This window comes from Rufibacter glacialis, assembly GCF_008271745.1.
In the GTDB taxonomy this organism is placed as follows: Bacteria; Bacteroidota; Bacteroidia; order Cytophagales; family Hymenobacteraceae; genus Nibribacter; species Nibribacter glacialis.
The window spans coordinates 55,482-73,019 of the sequence record NZ_VKKZ01000021.1 but is presented as its reverse complement, the minus strand read 5'-3'; the positions used below and the strand labels follow the sequence as shown (position 1 = coordinate 73,019).

14 protein-coding genes and 1 pseudogene are annotated in these 17,538 nt (G+C 52.4%); 10 read left to right on the top strand and 5 right to left on the bottom strand.

Annotated elements, in window-relative coordinates:
- The first annotated feature begins 126 nt into the window (after positions 1-126).
- The 7 genes and pseudogenes from FOE74_RS12010 (at position 127) to hemN (ending at position 7,200) form a co-directional block, all read left to right on the top strand.
- Entirely contained in the window at positions 127-1,779 is a 1,653-nt protein-coding gene (locus FOE74_RS12010) for a S41 family peptidase (RefSeq protein ID WP_149098868.1), read from the top strand.
- Between the two features lie 237 nt (positions 1,780-2,016).
- Positions 2,017-3,216 carry a homogentisate 1,2-dioxygenase gene (locus FOE74_RS12005; RefSeq protein WP_149098867.1) on the top strand — a complete coding sequence of 400 codons (1,200 nt, stop codon included), beginning with the start codon at positions 2,017-2,019 and terminating at the stop codon, positions 3,214-3,216.
- 36 nt (positions 3,217-3,252) lie between these two features.
- A complete protein-coding gene (locus FOE74_RS12000) occupies positions 3,253-3,540 on the top strand; it encodes a hypothetical protein (RefSeq protein ID WP_149098866.1) in 288 nt (95 codons plus the stop codon).
- Between the two features lie 18 nt (positions 3,541-3,558).
- Positions 3,559-3,684: pseudogene (locus tag FOE74_RS21705) on the top strand (Imm27 family immunity protein); the annotation flags it as partial.
- A gap of 80 nt (positions 3,685-3,764) precedes the next feature.
- Positions 3,765-4,313 carry an REP-associated tyrosine transposase gene (locus FOE74_RS11990; protein ID WP_149098864.1) on the top strand — a complete coding sequence of 183 codons (549 nt, stop codon included), beginning with the start codon at positions 3,765-3,767 and terminating at the stop codon, positions 4,311-4,313.
- Positions 4,314-4,675: 362 nt separating this feature from the next.
- Positions 4,676-5,056, top strand: coding sequence for a co-chaperone GroES (locus FOE74_RS11985; protein ID WP_149098863.1), 381 nt, complete (start codon positions 4,676-4,678; stop codon positions 5,054-5,056).
- Positions 5,057-5,802: 746 nt separating this feature from the next.
- On the top strand, positions 5,803-7,200 hold the full coding sequence (hemN, locus tag FOE74_RS11975; protein ID WP_149098861.1) for an oxygen-independent coproporphyrinogen III oxidase: 1,398 nt from the start codon (positions 5,803-5,805) through the stop codon (positions 7,198-7,200).
- A 467-nt stretch (positions 7,201-7,667) separates the two neighbouring features.
- On the opposite strand, the gene FOE74_RS11970 is transcribed toward hemN, so the two are convergent.
- From FOE74_RS11970 to FOE74_RS11960, 3 genes are all read right to left on the bottom strand, one after another.
- On the bottom strand, positions 7,668-8,195 hold the full coding sequence (locus FOE74_RS11970; protein ID WP_149098860.1) for a CopD family protein: 528 nt from the start codon (positions 8,193-8,195) through the stop codon (positions 7,668-7,670).
- A 154-nt stretch (positions 8,196-8,349) separates the two neighbouring features.
- On the bottom strand, positions 8,350-8,982 hold the full coding sequence (locus FOE74_RS11965) for a hypothetical protein (protein ID WP_149098859.1): 633 nt from the start codon (positions 8,980-8,982) through the stop codon (positions 8,350-8,352).
- 5 nt (positions 8,983-8,987) lie between these two features.
- The gene (locus FOE74_RS11960; RefSeq protein WP_149098858.1) at positions 8,988-9,800 is read right to left on the bottom strand and encodes a metallophosphoesterase family protein; all 813 of its coding nucleotides are present in this window, start codon (positions 9,798-9,800) and stop codon (positions 8,988-8,990) included.
- Positions 9,801-9,999: 199 nt separating this feature from the next.
- Between FOE74_RS11960 and FOE74_RS11955 the strand changes: the two genes are divergently transcribed.
- The 3 genes from FOE74_RS11955 (at position 10,000) to FOE74_RS11945 (ending at position 14,274) form a co-directional block, all read left to right on the top strand.
- Entirely contained in the window at positions 10,000-10,464 is a 465-nt protein-coding gene (locus FOE74_RS11955) for a hypothetical protein (RefSeq protein WP_149098857.1), read from the top strand.
- A 75-nt stretch (positions 10,465-10,539) separates the two neighbouring features.
- A complete protein-coding gene (locus FOE74_RS11950; RefSeq protein ID WP_149098856.1) occupies positions 10,540-13,422 on the top strand; it encodes a T9SS type A sorting domain-containing protein in 2,883 nt (960 codons plus the stop codon).
- Between the two features lie 75 nt (positions 13,423-13,497).
- On the top strand, positions 13,498-14,274 hold the full coding sequence (locus FOE74_RS11945; RefSeq protein WP_149098855.1) for a TlpA family protein disulfide reductase: 777 nt from the start codon (positions 13,498-13,500) through the stop codon (positions 14,272-14,274).
- Between the two features lie 136 nt (positions 14,275-14,410).
- Here FOE74_RS11945 and hemB read toward each other — a convergent pair whose 3' ends face one another.
- Positions 14,411-15,391, bottom strand: coding sequence for a porphobilinogen synthase (gene hemB, locus FOE74_RS11940; RefSeq protein ID WP_149098854.1), 981 nt, complete (start codon positions 15,389-15,391; stop codon positions 14,411-14,413).
- A 281-nt stretch (positions 15,392-15,672) separates the two neighbouring features.
- Positions 15,673-17,499, bottom strand: coding sequence for a rhomboid family intramembrane serine protease (locus tag FOE74_RS11935; protein WP_149098853.1), 1,827 nt, complete (start codon positions 17,497-17,499; stop codon positions 15,673-15,675).
- Positions 17,500-17,538: the final 39 nt, after the last annotated feature.

The window sequence follows — 17,538 nt, the reverse complement described above, 5'->3', positions numbered from 1 at the left end:
GGCAACTAAACTGGGGTGAAATTTGTACTATACTGGAAGCGTCTTTTTGGGGTGTTTCTGTAAATAGACGTAAATCAATCTGTTAAGAAAGAAGCTTCGTCCTTTTTATTAAGACTAGAAGAATATATGGCTGAGAAAAATGAGCATAAGAAAATAGAGAACTCCTTGTTCCAGGTGCGCTTGCCTTTGTTTCTGGGTTTGGCCGTGGCGGTGGGTATTCTGGTGGGGGCTACCTTCTTCCAGCCTTCCAACAACAACCCCCAGGGCACGGCCCGCGGCTACCTCAAGTTCAGGGAGATCCTGAGCTACATTGACCGGGAGTACGTAGACACGGTGAACACTGAGAAGCTTTCTGAGTACGCCATCAACAAGATGCTGGAGAAGCTGGATCCGCACTCCTCTTACATCCCGGCCAAGGATCTGACTATGGCACGCTCTTATCTGGAAAGTGACTTTGACGGGATTGGGGTGGAGTTCAACATCTTCCGGGATACTCTGTACGTGATTGCGCCGCTCAGCGGAGGGCCTTCTGAGCAGGTGGGTATTCAGGCGGGAGACAAGATTCTGAAGGTGAACGGCGAAACCATTGCCGGTGTGAATATTTCCAATGAAACAGTCTTCAACAAATTGCGGGGCCCCCGAGGCTCTAAGGTGAGTTTGACCGTGCTGCGCGCCAGTGAGAGCAAACCGCTGCAGTTCAACGTGACCCGGCGTAAGATCCCGTCCGTGTCGGTAGATGTGGGGTACATGGTAGACAAGCAAACTGGTTATATCAAAGTGAGCCGCTTCTCTAACGGTACCTATGACGAATTCAAAGAGAAGCTGACCGCCCTGAAAAAGCAAGGCTTGCACCGCCTTATCCTGGATTTGCGTGATAACCCCGGCGGTTACCTGGACCACGCCACCCGCATGGCCGATGAGTTCATTGCCGGCCATAAAAAGTTGGTGTACACAGATGGCAAAGGCTCTAAGTATGACGCCAATTACTACGCTAAAGTGAAAGGGGACTTTGAGAGCGGCGAGCTGATTGTGTTGATCAATGAGGGAAGTGCCTCGGCCTCTGAGATTTTGGCAGGTGCCTTGCAAGACCATGACCGTGCCCTGATTGTGGGCCGCCGTTCCTTTGGGAAAGGTCTGGTGCAGGTGCCTATCTCGCTCTCAGACGGTGGCGAGCTGCGCCTGACCATCTCGCGCTACTACACGCCCAGCGGCCGCTCCATTCAGAAACCGTATGACCCCGAGTCAACGGAAGATTATGAGATGGACCTGATGAACCGCTACAAACACGGGGAGTTCTTCACCCAGGACAGCATCAAGTTCAATGACTCGCTCAAGTACAAGACCAGCCGCGGGCGCATTGTGTACGGAGGCGGAGGCATCATGCCAGATGTGTTCGTGCCGCGTGACACCCTGGAGAACACGAACCTGCTAACGGAACTCTACCGCAAGAACGTGCTGCGCGAGTATGCCCTGCGGTACTTCGGGAACCACCGCCAGGAGTTGAGTACTACGTCATTGTCGCAGTTCCAGGAGTCTTTCCAGGTGACAGACGCCATGATGCAGGGGCTGTTGAAAGAGGCCAAGAAGTCCGACATCAAGGTAGACCCCAAGGAACTGAAACGCTCAGAACGCATTATCCGCAATAACCTGAAGGCCTTTATAGCCCGCAGCCGCTATGAAGCCGCCGGCTTCTACCCGGTCTTGAATGAGATTGACCCAGATTTCCAGCGGGCCATGGGGCTTTTCAGCGAGGCCCGGCACCTCAGCATGGGCAAGTAGAGAAACCAGTGGGTACAGACCCATTTCCTGGGCAGGAAAAAGGAACTCATCACTCCTGCCAAACGAAGGCCGGAGCGAGGAAGTCCTTCCCTGATTTAGGATAGAAAATGAGCCATTGGGCATACTACAAAGCAAAAAGCGCGGTGGGATTTTCCCGTCGCGCTTTTTGCTTTGTGCCCCGGAAGTCTTAACTTATATGCCGCATTCAGGCGTTCACCTTTTCTCCCATTTCTTTGCATGGCATACTATCATAGGTTAGGCGATATTCCCCGCAAACGGCACACGCAGTTCAGGCAGCCAGATGGTAGCCTGTACCATGAGCAATTGGTAGGCACCCTGGGTTTTTCTGGGGTTTCCTCGTTGCTCTACCACCGGCATGCCCCTACCAGGATCACCCGCATTGGGGAACCCGTGCCCTATGAACCCGTGAAATCTGACGTGCCGCTGGCGCCTTACCACATCCGCCCGTTCAAGGGTGAAGCCACCGGCGAGGACTACCTGAGCGCCCGCAAGACGCTTTTGATGAACAAAGACTGCACCATCTCCATCTGTCTTCCGCGCGAGCGCGAGATGACGTATTTCTATAAGAATGCGCTGGCAGATGAGATCGTATTCATTCATGAGGGCTCTGGTGAACTGCACTCGCAGATGGGCCGCCTGGAGGTGGAAGCCGGTGATTACGTGGTAATTCCGCGTACTATCATTCACCAATGGAAATGGAGCGAAGGCCCGGTGCGCCTGCTCATCACCGAGAGTTTCAGCCCCGTAGAAACGGTGCGCCGGTATAGAAACCATTTCGGGCAGTTGCTGGAACATTCGCCATATTGTGAGCGGGATATCCGGCCGCCGCATGAACTGCTCCAGGAAGACCAGCCCGGCGAGTACCTGGTACAGATCAAGAAAGAAGGCTTCCTTCACCAGTACTACTATGATTTCTCGCCACTGGACGTGGTGGGTTGGGACGGGTATTTCTATCCCTACGCGTTCTCCATCCATGACTTCGAGCCCATTACCGGTCGTATTCACCAGCCACCGCCCGTGCATCAGACGTTTGAGACGCAGGGTTTTGTGGTGTGCTCCTTCGTGCCGAGGCTGTTTGACTACCACCCGCTGGCCATTCCGGCCCCTTATAACCACTCCAACGTAGACTCAGACGAGATCCTGTACTACGTGGCCGGTAACTTCATGTCCCGCAAAGGCATTGACATCGCCTCGTTCACCATCCATCCCAGCGGTTTGCCGCACGGTCCGCACCCCGGCACGGTAGAGGCCAGCATTGGCAAGAAAGAAACGCATGAACTGGCCGTGATGATTGACACCTTCAAGCCCCTGTATTTGACCGTAGAGGCGCTGGACCTGGTAGACCAGAACTACCCCATGAGCTGGAACCCAGACGTAGCCCCGCAAGCCCCTCGGCCCGCTGATATGATGGATTAAGGGATTTGGGTATGTTTTAGGAAAACCAGGCTGTAAATGGATGTTGAAGGCAGCGACCTCTCTGGAAGGAGAGGCTGGTGGGTGTACGTTTTCCATAGTACAAGGAAGTTTATAAACTTCCGAAATAGCTGCCCACAAGTTACGCTGCCGCTAAACTTGCGGGAGAAAAAAGGATTAACTATGATGTTGAATGCTACTGAGGTGAAACTAATTGGAACATGGATAGTTGAAGGAGGAAAGGTTTTGGAGAATGATGTTTCCAAGCGGATTAAATGGCTGGCAAAAAATTACTTACTTAAGCTAGCTACAGATGTAAATGGCTAGGAGGTTCTTTTTAAAGATCCTCTAGATGGCAGATTGTGGGAAATGACATTCTTTGAGAGCCATTTACCTGGAGGAGGACCTCCAACTTTGAGTAACCTAAGTGTAGCTGAAGCAACAGAGAAATACAAACATCTTAGTGTCTGATCCCCCTCCTCCCGCAAGTTTAGCGATAGCGTAACTTGAGGGTACCCAGTGGAGTAAGTTTATAAACTTACCTCTTCCCCATGAGCCGCAGCTACAAAGTAAGAAACCAGCAGAGCCTTTACTTTGTCTCTTTCGCCACCGTCAACTGGATTGATGTATTCACCAGAAGGGAGTACAGAGATATCTTTGTGGAAAGCCTTCAGTTCTGCATCAAACACAAAGGCCTGGAGGTTTATGCCTGGTGCCTGATGTCCAATCATGTGCATTTAATAATTGGTTCAACCGGAGAGAAATTAGAAAATATCCTGCGGGACCTGAAACGGCATACTTCCAAAGAGCTGACCAAAGCCATTGAAGAGAATAGTCGGGAAAGCCGTCGGGCATGGATGCTCTGGATGTTTGAGCGGGCCGGTACAAAGAACCCAAATAATACGAAGTATCAGTTCTGGCAACAACAGAACCACCCTATTGAGTTAAGCAGCAATGTAATGGTAGAGCAACGGCTAGAATACCTGCACCAGAACCCAGTGGTGGCAGGCTGGGTAGAGGAGCCAGAGCATTACCTCTACAGCAGCGCCCGGGATTATGCCGGGCTGAAAGGCTTGGTAGAGGTGTTATTGGTGGAGTAGTCTGGAAGTTTATAAACTTCCAGAAGTGCTACCCACAAGTTACGCTATCGCTAAACTTGCGGGAGAGGAATGTTGCCCTCACCTCCTGTCATCCTGAATGGATCTTATGGGCGAACGGTAATAGCGTTTACTACAACCTTTTCCTAGTACGCCCACAAGATCTTCCCAACATGATAGAGGAGAATAATGTTAGATGACAAAAAAGGAGGGAGGCGCTGAACTTGCGGCTGCGGATATTCATTTAATTCCCCTTTTCTGCAAAACAGCCAAAAACATCCGGCACCTCTCCGTTCCTTTCTATGGCATCAAACTTTCCCTGATGTTATATCTTTGCGCCGAAGTACCTTTTAACCTTTACCAATATGCGCAAAGACTCACCCGCCCATAAATTGCAGAAGCTGATTGTAGTAGGAGACCGTTTGCTCATTAAGCCCAAGAGCACGAAGGAGCAGACCAAGAGCGGCTTGTTTCTTCCGCCGGGGGTGCAGGAGAAAGAGAAAGTGCAGGAAGGCTACGTGATGCGCGTTGGTCCCGGGTACCCCATTCCCGCCGATTATGGCCTGGATGACGAAATCTGGAACCAGGACGAAAAAGAGCAGGTGCGCTACCTCCCCCTACAGGCCCGTGAAGGGGATCTGGCCATCTATCTCCAGCGCGACGCCGTGGAAATCAATTACCTGGGCGATAAGTATTTCATTGTGCCCCAGTCTTCGGTGCTGCTCCTGGAGCGGGAAGAAGAATAGCCTAAAACGGAGAGCAGGCGCGTGTTTTTGCGCCTCTTTTTATAGATTTTTGCCAAACCAGTTTCCCTTTCGTGTCCGCTTCCGAATAAAATTTGTTCGGAAGCGGACATTTTTATTTTGCTTGCTTTTTATAATTAATTGATTATCAATTAATTAAATAATGGTATGATGCTTGGATTATAGAAAATGCAGTAAAATTTTTCAGAATCTGTGCAACCACCTGTGTTACGCAGTGTCTTTAGCATAAGAGACTGATTAACAAGGAATATAAAGTTGTTAAAGTAGGTGTTATGCGTTTCTTTCTGCTTTCCTCTTTCCTGGCCTTGGGCTGTCTCAACTGGGTCATGCCGGTTTTAGCACCGGCTTGCAAAGTAGACGGGGAACCACAGGAAGTGCATGGGATAGCAGCGGCCAAGTGCCAGGAAGAAACAAGCGAGAGAAAAAAGAGAGTGCCTGCGGTGTGGCTGGAAGGTGCTGCGAAGAGACAAGGCTTTTAGATAGAATAACGCGTAGGGGCCTGGTGCTTTCACAGGCGCATACGGTAAAGATAAAGCGGCTGGCAACAGCTGCCTTCATGTTGGTTGTTTGTAGTGAGCCGGCCCTTTTAGGGCCGTTTCCTTTTATAGGATTTTTCAGAAAACAGGCCAAAAGCAAAGTGCTTAACCAAACTGATAAACTGATGAAGATCATCTCCCCAGATGACGCGCCTCCCTTACCGTGGGCCTTGACCAAGGTAACTTTGTGCCATGGAAACCTGCCTGACTCTCAGCCTACCCGCCGTTGATTTGGTGAAAAAATACAACGTGCCAGTTCCCCGGTACACCAGTTACCCTACGGTACCCTTCTGGGGAAACAGTCTGCCCGCCGTGGCGCAGTGGCAAGAGGTGTTGCTCTCTACATTCAGCGCCTCTAACCAGCAGGAAGGCATCAGTCTGTACATCCACCTGCCGTTCTGCGAGAGCCTGTGCACGTATTGCGGCTGCAACAAACGCATTACCAAAAACCACGGGGTAGAGCCGGTGTACCTCAAGGCGGTGCTGCAGGAGTGGGGCAAGTACCTGGCGCTGTTCCCCCAGAAACCCATTATCAGGGAAATCCACCTGGGCGGCGGCACTCCCACGTTCTTCAGCCCAGAGAACCTGCAATACTTGATCAACGGAATTTTGGCCCAGGCCGAGGTGCACCCGCAGCACGAATTCAGCTTTGAAGGCCACCCCAACAACACCACCGCCCAACACTTGCAGGCGCTCTATGACGTGGGGTTCAGGCGGGTAAGCTACGGCGTGCAGGACCTGTCTGAGAAAGTGCAGAAAGCCATTAACCGGCTGCAACCGCTGGAGAACCTGGTGCAGGCTACCCAACTGGCCCGTCAGATCGGCTACACCTCGGTGAACTATGACCTCATCTACGGCCTTCCGTTCCAGAACCCGGCCAGCATGGAAGACACCTTCCGGCAGGTCATTGGCCTGAAACCCGACCGCATCGCCTATTACTCGTACGCCCACGTGCCTTGGAAAGAGAAATCGCAGCGGCATTACTCTGAGGCTGATTTACCCTCAGATTCTGATAAACTGGCACTTTACACGTTGGGCCAGACCATGCTGTCAGAAGCGGGCTATGAAGATGTGGGCATGGACCATTTTGCGTTCCCCCAGGAGGAACTGTGCGTGGCGCAGCGCGAAGGCCGCCTGCACCGGAACTTCATGGGTTACACCACGAACCAGACGCATCTCATGGTGGGCCTAGGCGTGTCCTCTATCAGTGACTTGTCCCGTGGGTACCTTCAGAACGTGAAAACCGTAGAGGAATACTACGCGCTGCTGGCCATGGGCGAGTGGCCGCTGTTCAAAGGTTACCTGCTCACTCAGGAAGACGCACAGATGCGCCGCCATATCCTGGACATCGCCTGCAACGGGAAAACCAATTGGCAGCACAGCCCCGGAGCCGAGTTGATCCGGGAGCAGGTGCAGCCCGTATTGCAAAGCCTGGCCGCCGATGGGTTGATAGAGCTAGGAAAAGAGGAGTTGGTTTTAACTTCCACCGGTCTCCGGTTCCTGCGTTCCGTCTGCGCCGCCTTTGACTTGTACCTGAAAAAAGGGACAAATAATGCTTCGGCCCAGCCGATGTTCAGCAAAGCGGTCTGATAATCTGGGAATCTGGAGCCATGGCGCTCAAGGCAACCAATTGTCTTTAGAAGGATAAATCCTTTTGAGAGAGCCTCTCCCTTGGAGGAGTAAGGATGGAGTGAATTTCCGAGGCAAACCGATGTACTAGTGGTAAGAACAAGGGTTTAGGGTCTGATTTCTGAAAATCAGACCCTAAACCCTTGTTCTTTATTGTCATCTTGGAAAGATCTTGTGAGCGAACTAAAAAGGCGTTGTAGTAAATGCAATCACAGCTGGCCCACAAGATCCTTTCAGGATGGCAGGAGGAGTGACAGTAGGCGAGGGCTCGTGATAAAATGGTGGCTGAAGGATAGCAGTAAGACCTTTGGCCGGTAAACAGTACTAGTGGAAAGTCTATAAGAAAACCATTTTGCGGACGAATTGCCTCGCCTTTGGGGGATAAATAGCCCTGGAGAAAAGTCCACTAGTTGGGAAGTCAAAAACCGTTACGCTTTCCGCAGTTTCCGGTAGATCATAATAGCGACCATGAGCAGGACAGACAAGCCGATGAACCCTAGTACGCCCCAGGTGGCATCAAGCCCGTTTTTCAAAACCACCAGGAAAACAATGCTTACCAGGAAAAGTGTGGCCACCTCGTTCCAGATGCGCAGCGCGGTGGAGCTTTGTTTGATCTCACCGCGTTGGTGCTGCTTGTAAATGCGATGGCAGTACAAGTGATAGGCCAGCAGTCCGGCTACAAAGCCCAGCTTGATCCAGAGCCAAGTAGGAATGGGGGTGTAGTAGTGCAGGAGGCTCAGGCCCATGATGACTGTGATCACCGCCGAGGGCCATGTGATGCCGTACCACAGCCGTTTCTGCATAAGCGCAAACTGGTTCTGCAGGATGCTTTTCTCGGGTTCGGGTTTCTGGGCCGTTTCTGCGTAATACACAAATAACCGCACAATGTAGAAGAGGCCCGCAAACCAAGTAACCACGAAGATGATGTGCAGTGATTTGAGGTAATTATAGTCCATAACAAGATCCATGAAGGGAAAGCTGCCGCAAAAATCGGGGTTTGTTGGCTAGAAACCTACAGCGCTGGCCCCTGGAGAAGACATTGCCTCAAAAGCGGCTTTGGGCCTGCTTTTTCTGAAACAGGCCCAAAACAGGTTGCCGCAACAACACGGATTACAGCGAAACCCGTACGCCAATGGCCAGGTTGAGGATGTCTGGGATGGAGATGCCCTTGTTGCGGTACTTGTCAATGATCATGACCTCGCTGCTACCAATCTCGCCGTAGAACTCGCCGTACACCGGGCGGTTCCTGCCTTTGAACTCGCGGCCCAGGGAAGAACCCACAAAGGGCAGAATGCGGGTAGCGGTAGGCCAGATGTAATAGCCGTCGGGGTACTTTTTTGGGAAAAAGGTCTCAAACTGCTCACCAATGGTCATGCTGATACCGGCGCCTGCCTTGATCCAGCTGATCTTGACATCTTTGAACAGTGGTTTGGGGTGCGACTGGTAATAGACCCGGGTGGTGAAGGTGTGGGTGGTGTTCTTGAAACCGTAGTTGGGCGTGAAGCCATACATAAGCTCAGCGTTGGTACGGTCGTGCTTCCCGAAATCATAGCCAATGCCCGCCGCCAGAATCCCTATGAGGCCGGCATGCTGCGCCACCACGTAATCAGGGGCATACCATTTGTTTTTGGGGCGGTCTACCTTGTCTGAGGCAACTTGGTCAGGAACCGCCTCCTGTGCCTGGGAAGTAAAAGAACCAGTGAGGCAGAAAAACAGGCAAAAAGTAAAAAAGAGCGCGCGCATAAAGTCTAAAAATCGATTTTTTCAAAGGTTACCTGCTCTCCGGTCACGGTCACCAGCACATAGCTGCGCTTGAGGGCCGCCGCCGCCGTTACATAGGTGATGCCGTCGTTGTAGGGCTGCTTCACCTGGTGCGAGTGCGTATGTCCGTGCAGCGAAAGGCGCACGTTGTACTGCCGCATGAGTTGGGCATAGGCTTGCTCCTTGGCTTTGTTGGCTTCTGAGTTGTTGGGGATGATATGGGCCACCACAAACTTGTTCCTGATGGTTTCCGGCGTCTGTAGTTCCTTTTCCAGCCAGCTTACGTCGGGCACGGCCTCATCAAACTCCAGGAAATTGGTGTTCAGGAAAATGAATTTGTTTGGCCCAAAGGTGAAGGAGTAGTTCAGGGGACCATACATCTCCTTGTAGAGCTTGTCACCGTCGCCCAGGCAGTCATGGTTCCCAATCACGGTCACATAAGGCACCCTCAGCTTGGCCAGGGCCCGGTGCATGCGCTCAAATTCGTCTTTGAAGGCGTAGTTGGTGAGGTCGCCGCCATGGAGAACAAAAGCGATGTCGCGGGTGTTCATGTCCTTGACCATGTCCTCGGTCTCAGCAAAGAAACCTTGGGTGTCTGAGGTGAAGGCGAACCTAAGCGGCTTCTGCGGGGTGTATTGGGTTTCCAGGGCCTTGATTCGGGCTACGTTCTCTTGCGTCAGGTTCTTGAACTCCAGGTTGCCGGCGTAGGGGTGGTATTCAAAAAGGTCACAGCCTGCAAGCAGGAAGAGAAAGGACAGGGCCAGCCACTTATAGTAGGGTGGCTGCTGGTTTGTTTTCATGGAGTTCACGTGAATATAGATAAAACGTAATGGTTCTTCTATACCAAAAACAAAAACCAAGGTTGCTGGTTTTAAGTTATTTAAGAAAATATGTGCGGGAAGCTCGGTGGCCTCTAATTTAATGGCAGTAACACGTTAAAAATCTGGACTTTGTGAGTATATTTGTTTTATGCGTAGATATGGTGCTCTCCCAAAAATATTGCTTCTGGTACTTGTGTTGCTGGTGTGGGGAGGGATTGCCTGCAAGCGCATGAGCAACGTGACACCAGTAGCTGAAAACGAGATGGATATGGTGAACGCTACCCCAGACCCAGGGCAGGAAATGCCGCCGGTCTCCGGTGAGAAACCCGTGGCGCCCAACCATGCCCGGGTAGTGCTGCTGGTGGTGAAGGTCTTGCCTGATCTGGCCCCCGCCGGCAACGGGCCCTGCAGCCAGGCGCCCTGTAAGGCAGAGGTGCAGGTGGTGCAGCTCATGGGCTACGGATCTGCTTTTGAGCAAACCCTGGCTCCCGGCCAGAAGCTGCGGGTACATTTCCCTATGTCCGTGAAAGCGGTCGAGGGCAGGCCCGGCGTAACGGCCGGGAAAAAAATAAAGGCCGAATTACGGGGTTCTTTGAACGAGGGTGATCCTTTGGTTGTCCGTTCCTATACCGTGGTGGATTGAATTTTTTGAAGCGGCTGTTGTAGCCAGATAGTACAGACACAGACAACTCCTATTACCCAAGACAGACTTTACCTCATGAAACGTATATCCCAGCAACGGCAGTTTTTAATGTCATGCGCTTTGCTCCTTTTCTTTGGGGCGCTTTTTTATCTGGCGGCCACCCAGCCTATGATGAAAGCCCGCCAAGCGGCCAGTTTCTCTGTGGAGCAAGACCTGCGGGAAAATGGGCACCAGGCCCGGCTGCACCGCTTGCACAAGAAAGGAGCCATTGGTACCAAAGAGAACCCGCAGGCCCGGTGGCAATATGAGGTAGACCGCCTCAAAGACCCGGCCACGGGCAAGATCCCGGAAGGCATCAGAGAGCTGGAGTTGGCCTACACCAGCCGCATCTTAACGACAGAGCAGGTTTTTTCGCAGAAGAACCCCTATAGCCAGCTGGCCACCTATACCTGGAGCAGCCGGGGGCCCTATAACATTGGCGGGCGTACCCGCGCCTTGGCTCTGGATACCAACAATGAGAACATCATTCTGGCCGGAGGCGTTTCTGGCGGCATGTGGCGCAGCGCCAACGGCGGGGCTGCCTGGACCAAGGTGACTGACCCGGAGATGCTCCAGAGCGTGACCACCCTATCCCAGGACAAACGGCCCGGCAAAGGCAATGTCTGGTACTACGGCACGGGAGAGCTTCTGGGGAACTCAGCCAACAAGCCTGGTGCGTCTTACTACGGGAACGGCCTCTTCAAATCCATTGACAACGGCGTTACCTGGAACCCGCTGCCTTCCACCCAGACGCCTAATTTCACCGCCTTTACCAATGTGTTCCAGTATACGTACCGGGTGGCTACCAACCCAGGTAACCCTACCCAAGATGAGGTTTTGGTGGCCACGGCCGGCTCCATCAGGCGGTCTGTGGACGGGGGCACCACCTGGAACTACGTGCTGGGGTTTGGGTCGGGCACCGGGGCTGAACGGGTTTCCGATTTCAACGTCAGCCCTTTCTTCACTGACATCGCCATCAGCTCCACCGGCACCATGTACGCTACCTTGAGCCAGTACGCCAACGCGGGCGGAAGCTCTTCCAGAAAAGGTATTTTCCGGTCTATCAACGGCACCACCTGGGCTGACATTACCCCCGCTGCCTTTCCGGCTACCTATGAGCGCATAGTGCTGGACATTGCTCCGTCTAATGAGAACATTGTCTATTTCCTGGTGAACACTGCTACCAATGCGGCGTCAGAAGCCAACCTCTGGAAGTATGAGTATGTATCTGGAGATGGGAGCGGGGCGGGCGGCATCTGGACCAACCTGACCGACAACCTGCCCATGCTGGGAGGCAAGTCTGGCGACCTGGACCTGCAGAACGGCTATAACATGGTGGTGAAGGTAAGGCCTGACAACGTGAACTATGTGGTGCTGGGTGGTACTAACCTCTACCGGTCTACCAATGGCTTTTCCTCTACCGCCGCCACTACTAAAATTGGTGGGTACGTTGCCAATAATGAGAGCTATGCCATGTATCCGGCCCATCACCCAGACCAGCACGAGGTAGTGTTCTATAGGAATAACCCCTCCCGCATGATCTCAGCGCATGATGGGGGCCTCTCCCGAACAGAGAACAACCAGGCTCCTGCCGTGGTGTGGGAATCGCTGAACCGGGGCTACCAAACCACCCAATTCTATACCGTGGCCATGGACCTGAACACCACTGATGACTTTGTGGTGGGCGGTATGCAAGACAATGGTTCCTGGGCAGTGAATAATATTAACCAGGAGACCTCCTGGGTGGAGCAATTGGGCGGCGATGGGGCTTTCGCGGCCAGAACCACCCATTCCTTGCTGGTATCTACGCAAAACGGAACGGTTTACCGGTATGCTTACAATGATGCCGGCCGGCGGACAGGGTACGCCCGCATTGACCCGCCCAAAACCACTGGGTACCTGTTCGTGAACCCGTATACCATAGACCCCAACAACGAGTACACCATGTTCCTGCCCGCGGGTGACACCTTGTGGCGGAACAAGAACATTGCCCAGATACCAGTGAACAACTCTTCTGACCAGTCTAACCTGGGCTGGGAAGTAGTGGCCAACCTGGAAACCAATGAAGCCATCTCTTCCGTGTCCGTGAGCAAGATGCCGGCCAACGTGGTCTACTTTGGCACCAGAACAGGCAAGTTGTACAAGTTTGAAAACGGGGCGGCGGCCACACCCACCAGGGTAGAGGTAACGGGGGCTAACTTCCCGGCCGGGAACATCCAGTGTATTGCCATTGACCCCAGAGACGCCAACAAAGCCATTGTGGTCTTCACCAATTACAAAGTAGAGAGTCTGTTCTATACCACCAACGGCGGCACCACGTGGGTGCCTATCTCCGGAAACCTGGAAGAGAACGGGAATGTGACGGGCAATGGCCCCTCTACCCGCTGGATGACCATTCTGCCTAACCCAGACGGAAGCGCCAAATACCTGGTAGGTACCAGCACCGGCTTGTATTCCACATCAGCCTTGAACGGAAGTTCCACCAGTTGGATCAGGGAAGGCGCCAGTTCCATTGGCCAGGTTCCTGTTGACATGGTCATCAGCCGCACCACCGATGACCTGGTGCTGGTAGGTACGCATGGCAACGGGGTGTTCAGCCGCCGGTATTCCGGCCCTCTGGCTTCTAAAGAGGAGATAGCTGCGGCTTCCCAGTTCGGGCTGAAGCAGAACTTCCCTAACCCCTTCAGGGCAGGGGCCTTCACCAATATTCCGTTCACGCTGGAGAAAGCGGCCGACGTGAAGCTGGTACTGTATGACCTGAGCGGGAAAACCATTGCTACCCTGGTGAACGGCCGCAAGCCTTCGGGGCAGCACCTAGTTTCCTGGGATGGGCGTGGTGCCGCGGCTTCAGGAACCTACCTCTACCAACTCACCATTGACGGGAAACGCTATACCAAACGCCTGACGTTCCTGCGGTAATTTTTGAAAAACAGCAGAGACCCATGGGTTCTTACCCTGGGTCTCTGCTGTTTTAGCGCCTTTCCCAAAAAAGAGATGCAAAACCATATTCATAAGATTGGCAGCCTGCTGGTAGGGTTGGTCCTGATAACGGGTGTCTCTGCCTCGGCTCAGCAAACCAGGGTAGTGAAAAGAAGCTATCAATTTGTAACGGCGCAAATTGCCCCTGGCGCCGCCGCAGATCAGGTGATCCTGAAAACGCCAGCCCAGGCTCCAGTCTCTTCACCTAAAAGATATACCCGGGCCCAGGTAGACAGCCTGGTGAAGATAGGGACCTTGCAAAGAACCGAAGATGGCGGCCTGGTGGGGAAAAGAACTTTGGGAACCCCTGTGCCAAAGGAAGAGGTAGATGCCCGCCTGGCGGTTTGGGATACTTATAAACGCACGTGGCTCCGGCAACCGGTTCCAGACGTTTCGTTTCAGAATGCCCAAGGAGAAATCTTCCGGTTGCCGGAGCTAAAGGGGAAAGTGGTGGTGTTGAGTTTCGGGTTTTCGCGCTGCTCGCCTTGCCTGGCAGATAGAACCCTGCTGGAAGAAGTGGCTAGACGGTTCCAGCCTAACCCAGAAGTGCCCGAGGTCCTGTTTCTGATGCCCATGGTGGAGAAGAACCCCAGAATGCCCGCTGATAGTACCTCTCGGTTGGTGGTGCTGCCCAACGCAGGACAGCAGGCGCGGGATGTGTTTCAGGTAAATTACTGGCCTACTACTTTCGTGGTTGACAGGAAAGGCATCATTAGAAATGTGGTGCTAGGCAGCCATAGTGACTCAGTAGATAAACTCACCGAGTACATCAGGAGCATTGTGTTGAAGTAGGCACGCGTTCCTGCCGTTGAAAGCAGATCTTGGGTTTCTGAACCCAAAACAAAGCCCGCCCGAAGAGCCTGTTGTCAGGTTTTCGGGCGGGCTTTTCTTTTACCGCCTGTTTTTGAAAAAAGGGGTTGGAAATGGATTAGCGCTTCAGGTACTGCGCAAACTCTTTGGCAAAGTAGGTCAGGATGATGTCAGCGCCAGCGCGTTTCATGCTGAGCAGGGTTTCCAGCATGATTTTCTCGCCGTCTATCCAACCGTTTTGGGCGGCGGCTTTCACCATGGCGTACTCGCCGCTCACGTTATAGGCCACAATAGGCAGGTGCGAGTTGTCGCGAAGCAGTTTAATCACATCCAGATACGAAAGGGCCGGCTTCACCATGAGGTAGTCCGCGCCTTCCTGCGTGTCCAGCTCGGCCTCCAGCAAGGCCTCGCGGCTGTTAGCGGGGTTCATCTGGTAGGTCTTCTTGTCGCCGTGCTTAGGCGCCGATTCCAGTGCATCCCGGAACGGGCCGTAGAAGCCGCTGGCGTATTTGGCGGTGTAGCTCATGATGGCCACGTTGGAGAAGGCATGCTTGTCCAGGACCTGGCGGATGTGGGCCACCCGGCCGTCCATCATGTCAGAAGGAGCGATGATATCGGCACCGGCCTGCGCCTGCGCCAGGGCCATCTGCCCCAGTACTTCCAGAGAGGCATCATTGATGATCTCGCCGTTGTCCACAATGCCGTCGTGGCCGTCGGTGCTGTAGGGGTCTAAGGCTACGTCAGAGGCCAGCACAATGTGCGGGAACTGCCGCTTGAGCTCAGAGAGAGTCCGTAGGTACAACCCTTCGGGGTTTTTGCTTTCCTGCCCGAAACGGTCTTTTTTCTCCTCCGGGATATTGGGGAAAGGGGCAAAGGCGTTGATGCCCAATTCCACGCAGGCGCCCACCTCGTCTACCAGCCGATCCAGGCTGAAACGGGAAATGCCAGGCATGGAGGCAATAGGCTGGGAGAGGTTCTGGCCTTCGGTGACAAATATGGGATAGATGAGGTCGTGCAAGGCCAGGTGGTTTTCCTGTACCATGTCACGGATCACCTGTGACTTGCGGTTCCGGCGCGGCCGGCGGGTTAAATGGTTCATAACAGCTTAGTGGGTTAAGCAGGCGAATCCAGGGTCTGGAAAGCCTGCTGCTGATACAACAAACGGGCTCTGGGAAAAGTGTTAGGACGCTATAAAATATTCAGCGCCTTTTCCTGCCCGGGCGCAAAGGTACTGCCCCTTGTCTTGGCATACCATACTTTCTTCTGGTTGTTGAAATTGGCTGTTTGATGGGATATACTCTGGGGAAAGTTAAAGCTCCTCTTTTGGCCTGCTTTCCTAGAAAATAGGCCAAAAGAGGAGCTCTTTTTCAATGGTATGCCCTAAGCAGATACTTGCTCCTGCTCCTCTACAGGTGTTTCTTCCGCTTTACTTAGAAGCATTTCTCTATTCAGGAAATAGTAGATATAGCCCAATGCAAAACCTGTAAAAAGTCCGCCAATGTGTGCTGCATTGTCTACTCCGCCAGTTAAACCATATAAAAGGTTAAAGCCAATGAAGGTGCCAATGGAAATCAGGAAAGATGACTTAACTTCTTTAGGGAAAATGTTGGTGGTGAGCAGCGCCAAATAGAAGCCAAATAAACCAAAGATGGCGCCAGAGGCTCCCACGCTCACTGTGGCCTTATACCACCAGATGCTGGTTAGGCTGGCCGCTATTCCGCAGGCAAGGTAAAGAAGCACGTATCTGTTTCTGCCCAGCAGCGGCTCTAAGAAAAGGCCAATGAAGAGCAAGGCGTACATGTTCATGAAAAGGTGTAGGAGGCCGCCGTGCAGGAACACGTTGCTGAGCAGTCGCCAGAGTTCACCATCCTGAATGGCAGGGCCATAATTGGCGCCCCAAGACAGTAAATCAACTGCTCTGAAAGAAATAAAACCTAGCCCGGCTATCACCATGAAGATGAACACGAGCACATTCAAATATAGTAGAATCGGGGTGATCGTGAAGCCTTCCGTGGGGAGGAAACCGGCAAAAGACCTCTGCAGAGATTTCTTTGACAGGGGTTTCTTACGGGTAGACTTCAGTTTTTTGACAGCAGAAAGGGGGACCACAGAAATCATAAGAAGCCATGTTGCAGCCCCAATGACAATGGAATAGAAGACCCAGGGAAGTTTTTGACCATTGCGTGCCTCAAAGGGGGTATGGTGAGCAATTAAAATAGGCCCTAAGCCAGTATGTTGAAATTTAGGGCTTTTCTGGATGCTGATTTGGAACGCCTCTAAATCAGCATGTGTGGCTTCCATACGTTCTAGAAACGTGAATTGGGCCAGATCTTGCTGCTCAAACTCAGCCTGTGTCTCTTGGGAAAACTGTTCAAACGCCTGCTTCTTCTCTTCTTCAGACAAACTGTTGCTAATGGTTTTTGAGTATTGTATTGCCAGAAACCCCCGCGGAATGGTAGAGATCAACACAACGCCCTCCCGGCCGCGAGTCCCATACAGGCGTTGGGCGGCGGTGTCTTTCAATATCTGGATACTAGAGATCTCCTTTTTGTCCAGGTCTGTTAGAGCGGGGTGTGGCGTAGAAGCCTTTTGAGGTTTGGGCGCTGGTATAATCTCGCCGTCCAATATGTATAGTGGTCCAGAGGCATTGTCTATATCAGAGGCACTATTGGTGCCGATTTGCCTATCAACCCGAATAGGGCAGGTGATATAATAGGTGAAGACAAGATTGCGGTTGTTTTTACCAGCAGTGGTCGTCTCTTGAAATATACCAGCACTCTTTTTGTCTATGTAGAAGTTCTTAATAGAGTAATATTTGGTTTTAGGTAGATTGCCAATCTGTGTAATGGAGTCTAGGTTGGTGAGTTTGCCGGTAGCGGTTTCAAGATATCCTTGGGCAATGACAGTAGGGGTGCCCATGGCAACAATAGCAACAATGGTGTAAAAAGTAGGCAAGTCTCCTGATCTTCTTTTCAGGTGCAGGAGCTGGATGCGAGGCCGAAGCCAGAGGAGCACCAACAATGCCGCAAGGCTAAACGGAAGTGCAAATTCTGTAATAACATTTTTTACCTGGAAAAGCTCAAGCCTAATAAGTAGCAGCCAATGCAAGAAGGTGTATCCCATCAACAGGCCAATAGACAGCAGCATAAATGGCAAAAAGATACGCTTTGCCTTGTAAAGAAATGCTGAGGAGTGAGAAGAGCTCAAGAGGGCAATGGTTTAGTTGTCCATAAAGATAGGATTCAG

Coding starts and splice junctions, on each gene's coding strand:
- FOE74_RS11985 (WP_149098863.1), top strand. CDS start 4,676: ATGCGCAAAGACTCACCCGCCCATAAATTGCAGAAGCTGATTGTAGTA.
- FOE74_RS11965 (WP_149098859.1), bottom strand. CDS start 8,982: ATGCGCGCGCTCTTTTTTACTTTTTGCCTGTTTTTCTGCCTCACTGGT.
- FOE74_RS11960 (WP_149098858.1), bottom strand. CDS start 9,800: ATGAAAACAAACCAGCAGCCACCCTACTATAAGTGGCTGGCCCTGTCC.
- FOE74_RS11950 (WP_149098856.1), top strand. CDS start 10,540: ATGAAACGTATATCCCAGCAACGGCAGTTTTTAATGTCATGCGCTTTG.
- FOE74_RS12005 (WP_149098867.1), top strand. CDS start 2,017: ATGGCATACTATCATAGGTTAGGCGATATTCCCCGCAAACGGCACACG.
- FOE74_RS12000 (WP_149098866.1), top strand. CDS start 3,253: ATGGATGTTGAAGGCAGCGACCTCTCTGGAAGGAGAGGCTGGTGGGTG.
- FOE74_RS11990 (WP_149098864.1), top strand. CDS start 3,765: ATGAGCCGCAGCTACAAAGTAAGAAACCAGCAGAGCCTTTACTTTGTC.
- FOE74_RS12010 (WP_149098868.1), top strand. CDS start 127: ATGGCTGAGAAAAATGAGCATAAGAAAATAGAGAACTCCTTGTTCCAG.
- hemN (WP_149098861.1), top strand. CDS start 5,803: ATGGAAACCTGCCTGACTCTCAGCCTACCCGCCGTTGATTTGGTGAAA.
- FOE74_RS11945 (WP_149098855.1), top strand. CDS start 13,498: ATGCAAAACCATATTCATAAGATTGGCAGCCTGCTGGTAGGGTTGGTC.
- FOE74_RS11970 (WP_149098860.1), bottom strand. CDS start 8,195: ATGGACTATAATTACCTCAAATCACTGCACATCATCTTCGTGGTTACT.
- hemB (WP_149098854.1), bottom strand. CDS start 15,391: ATGAACCATTTAACCCGCCGGCCGCGCCGGAACCGCAAGTCACAGGTG.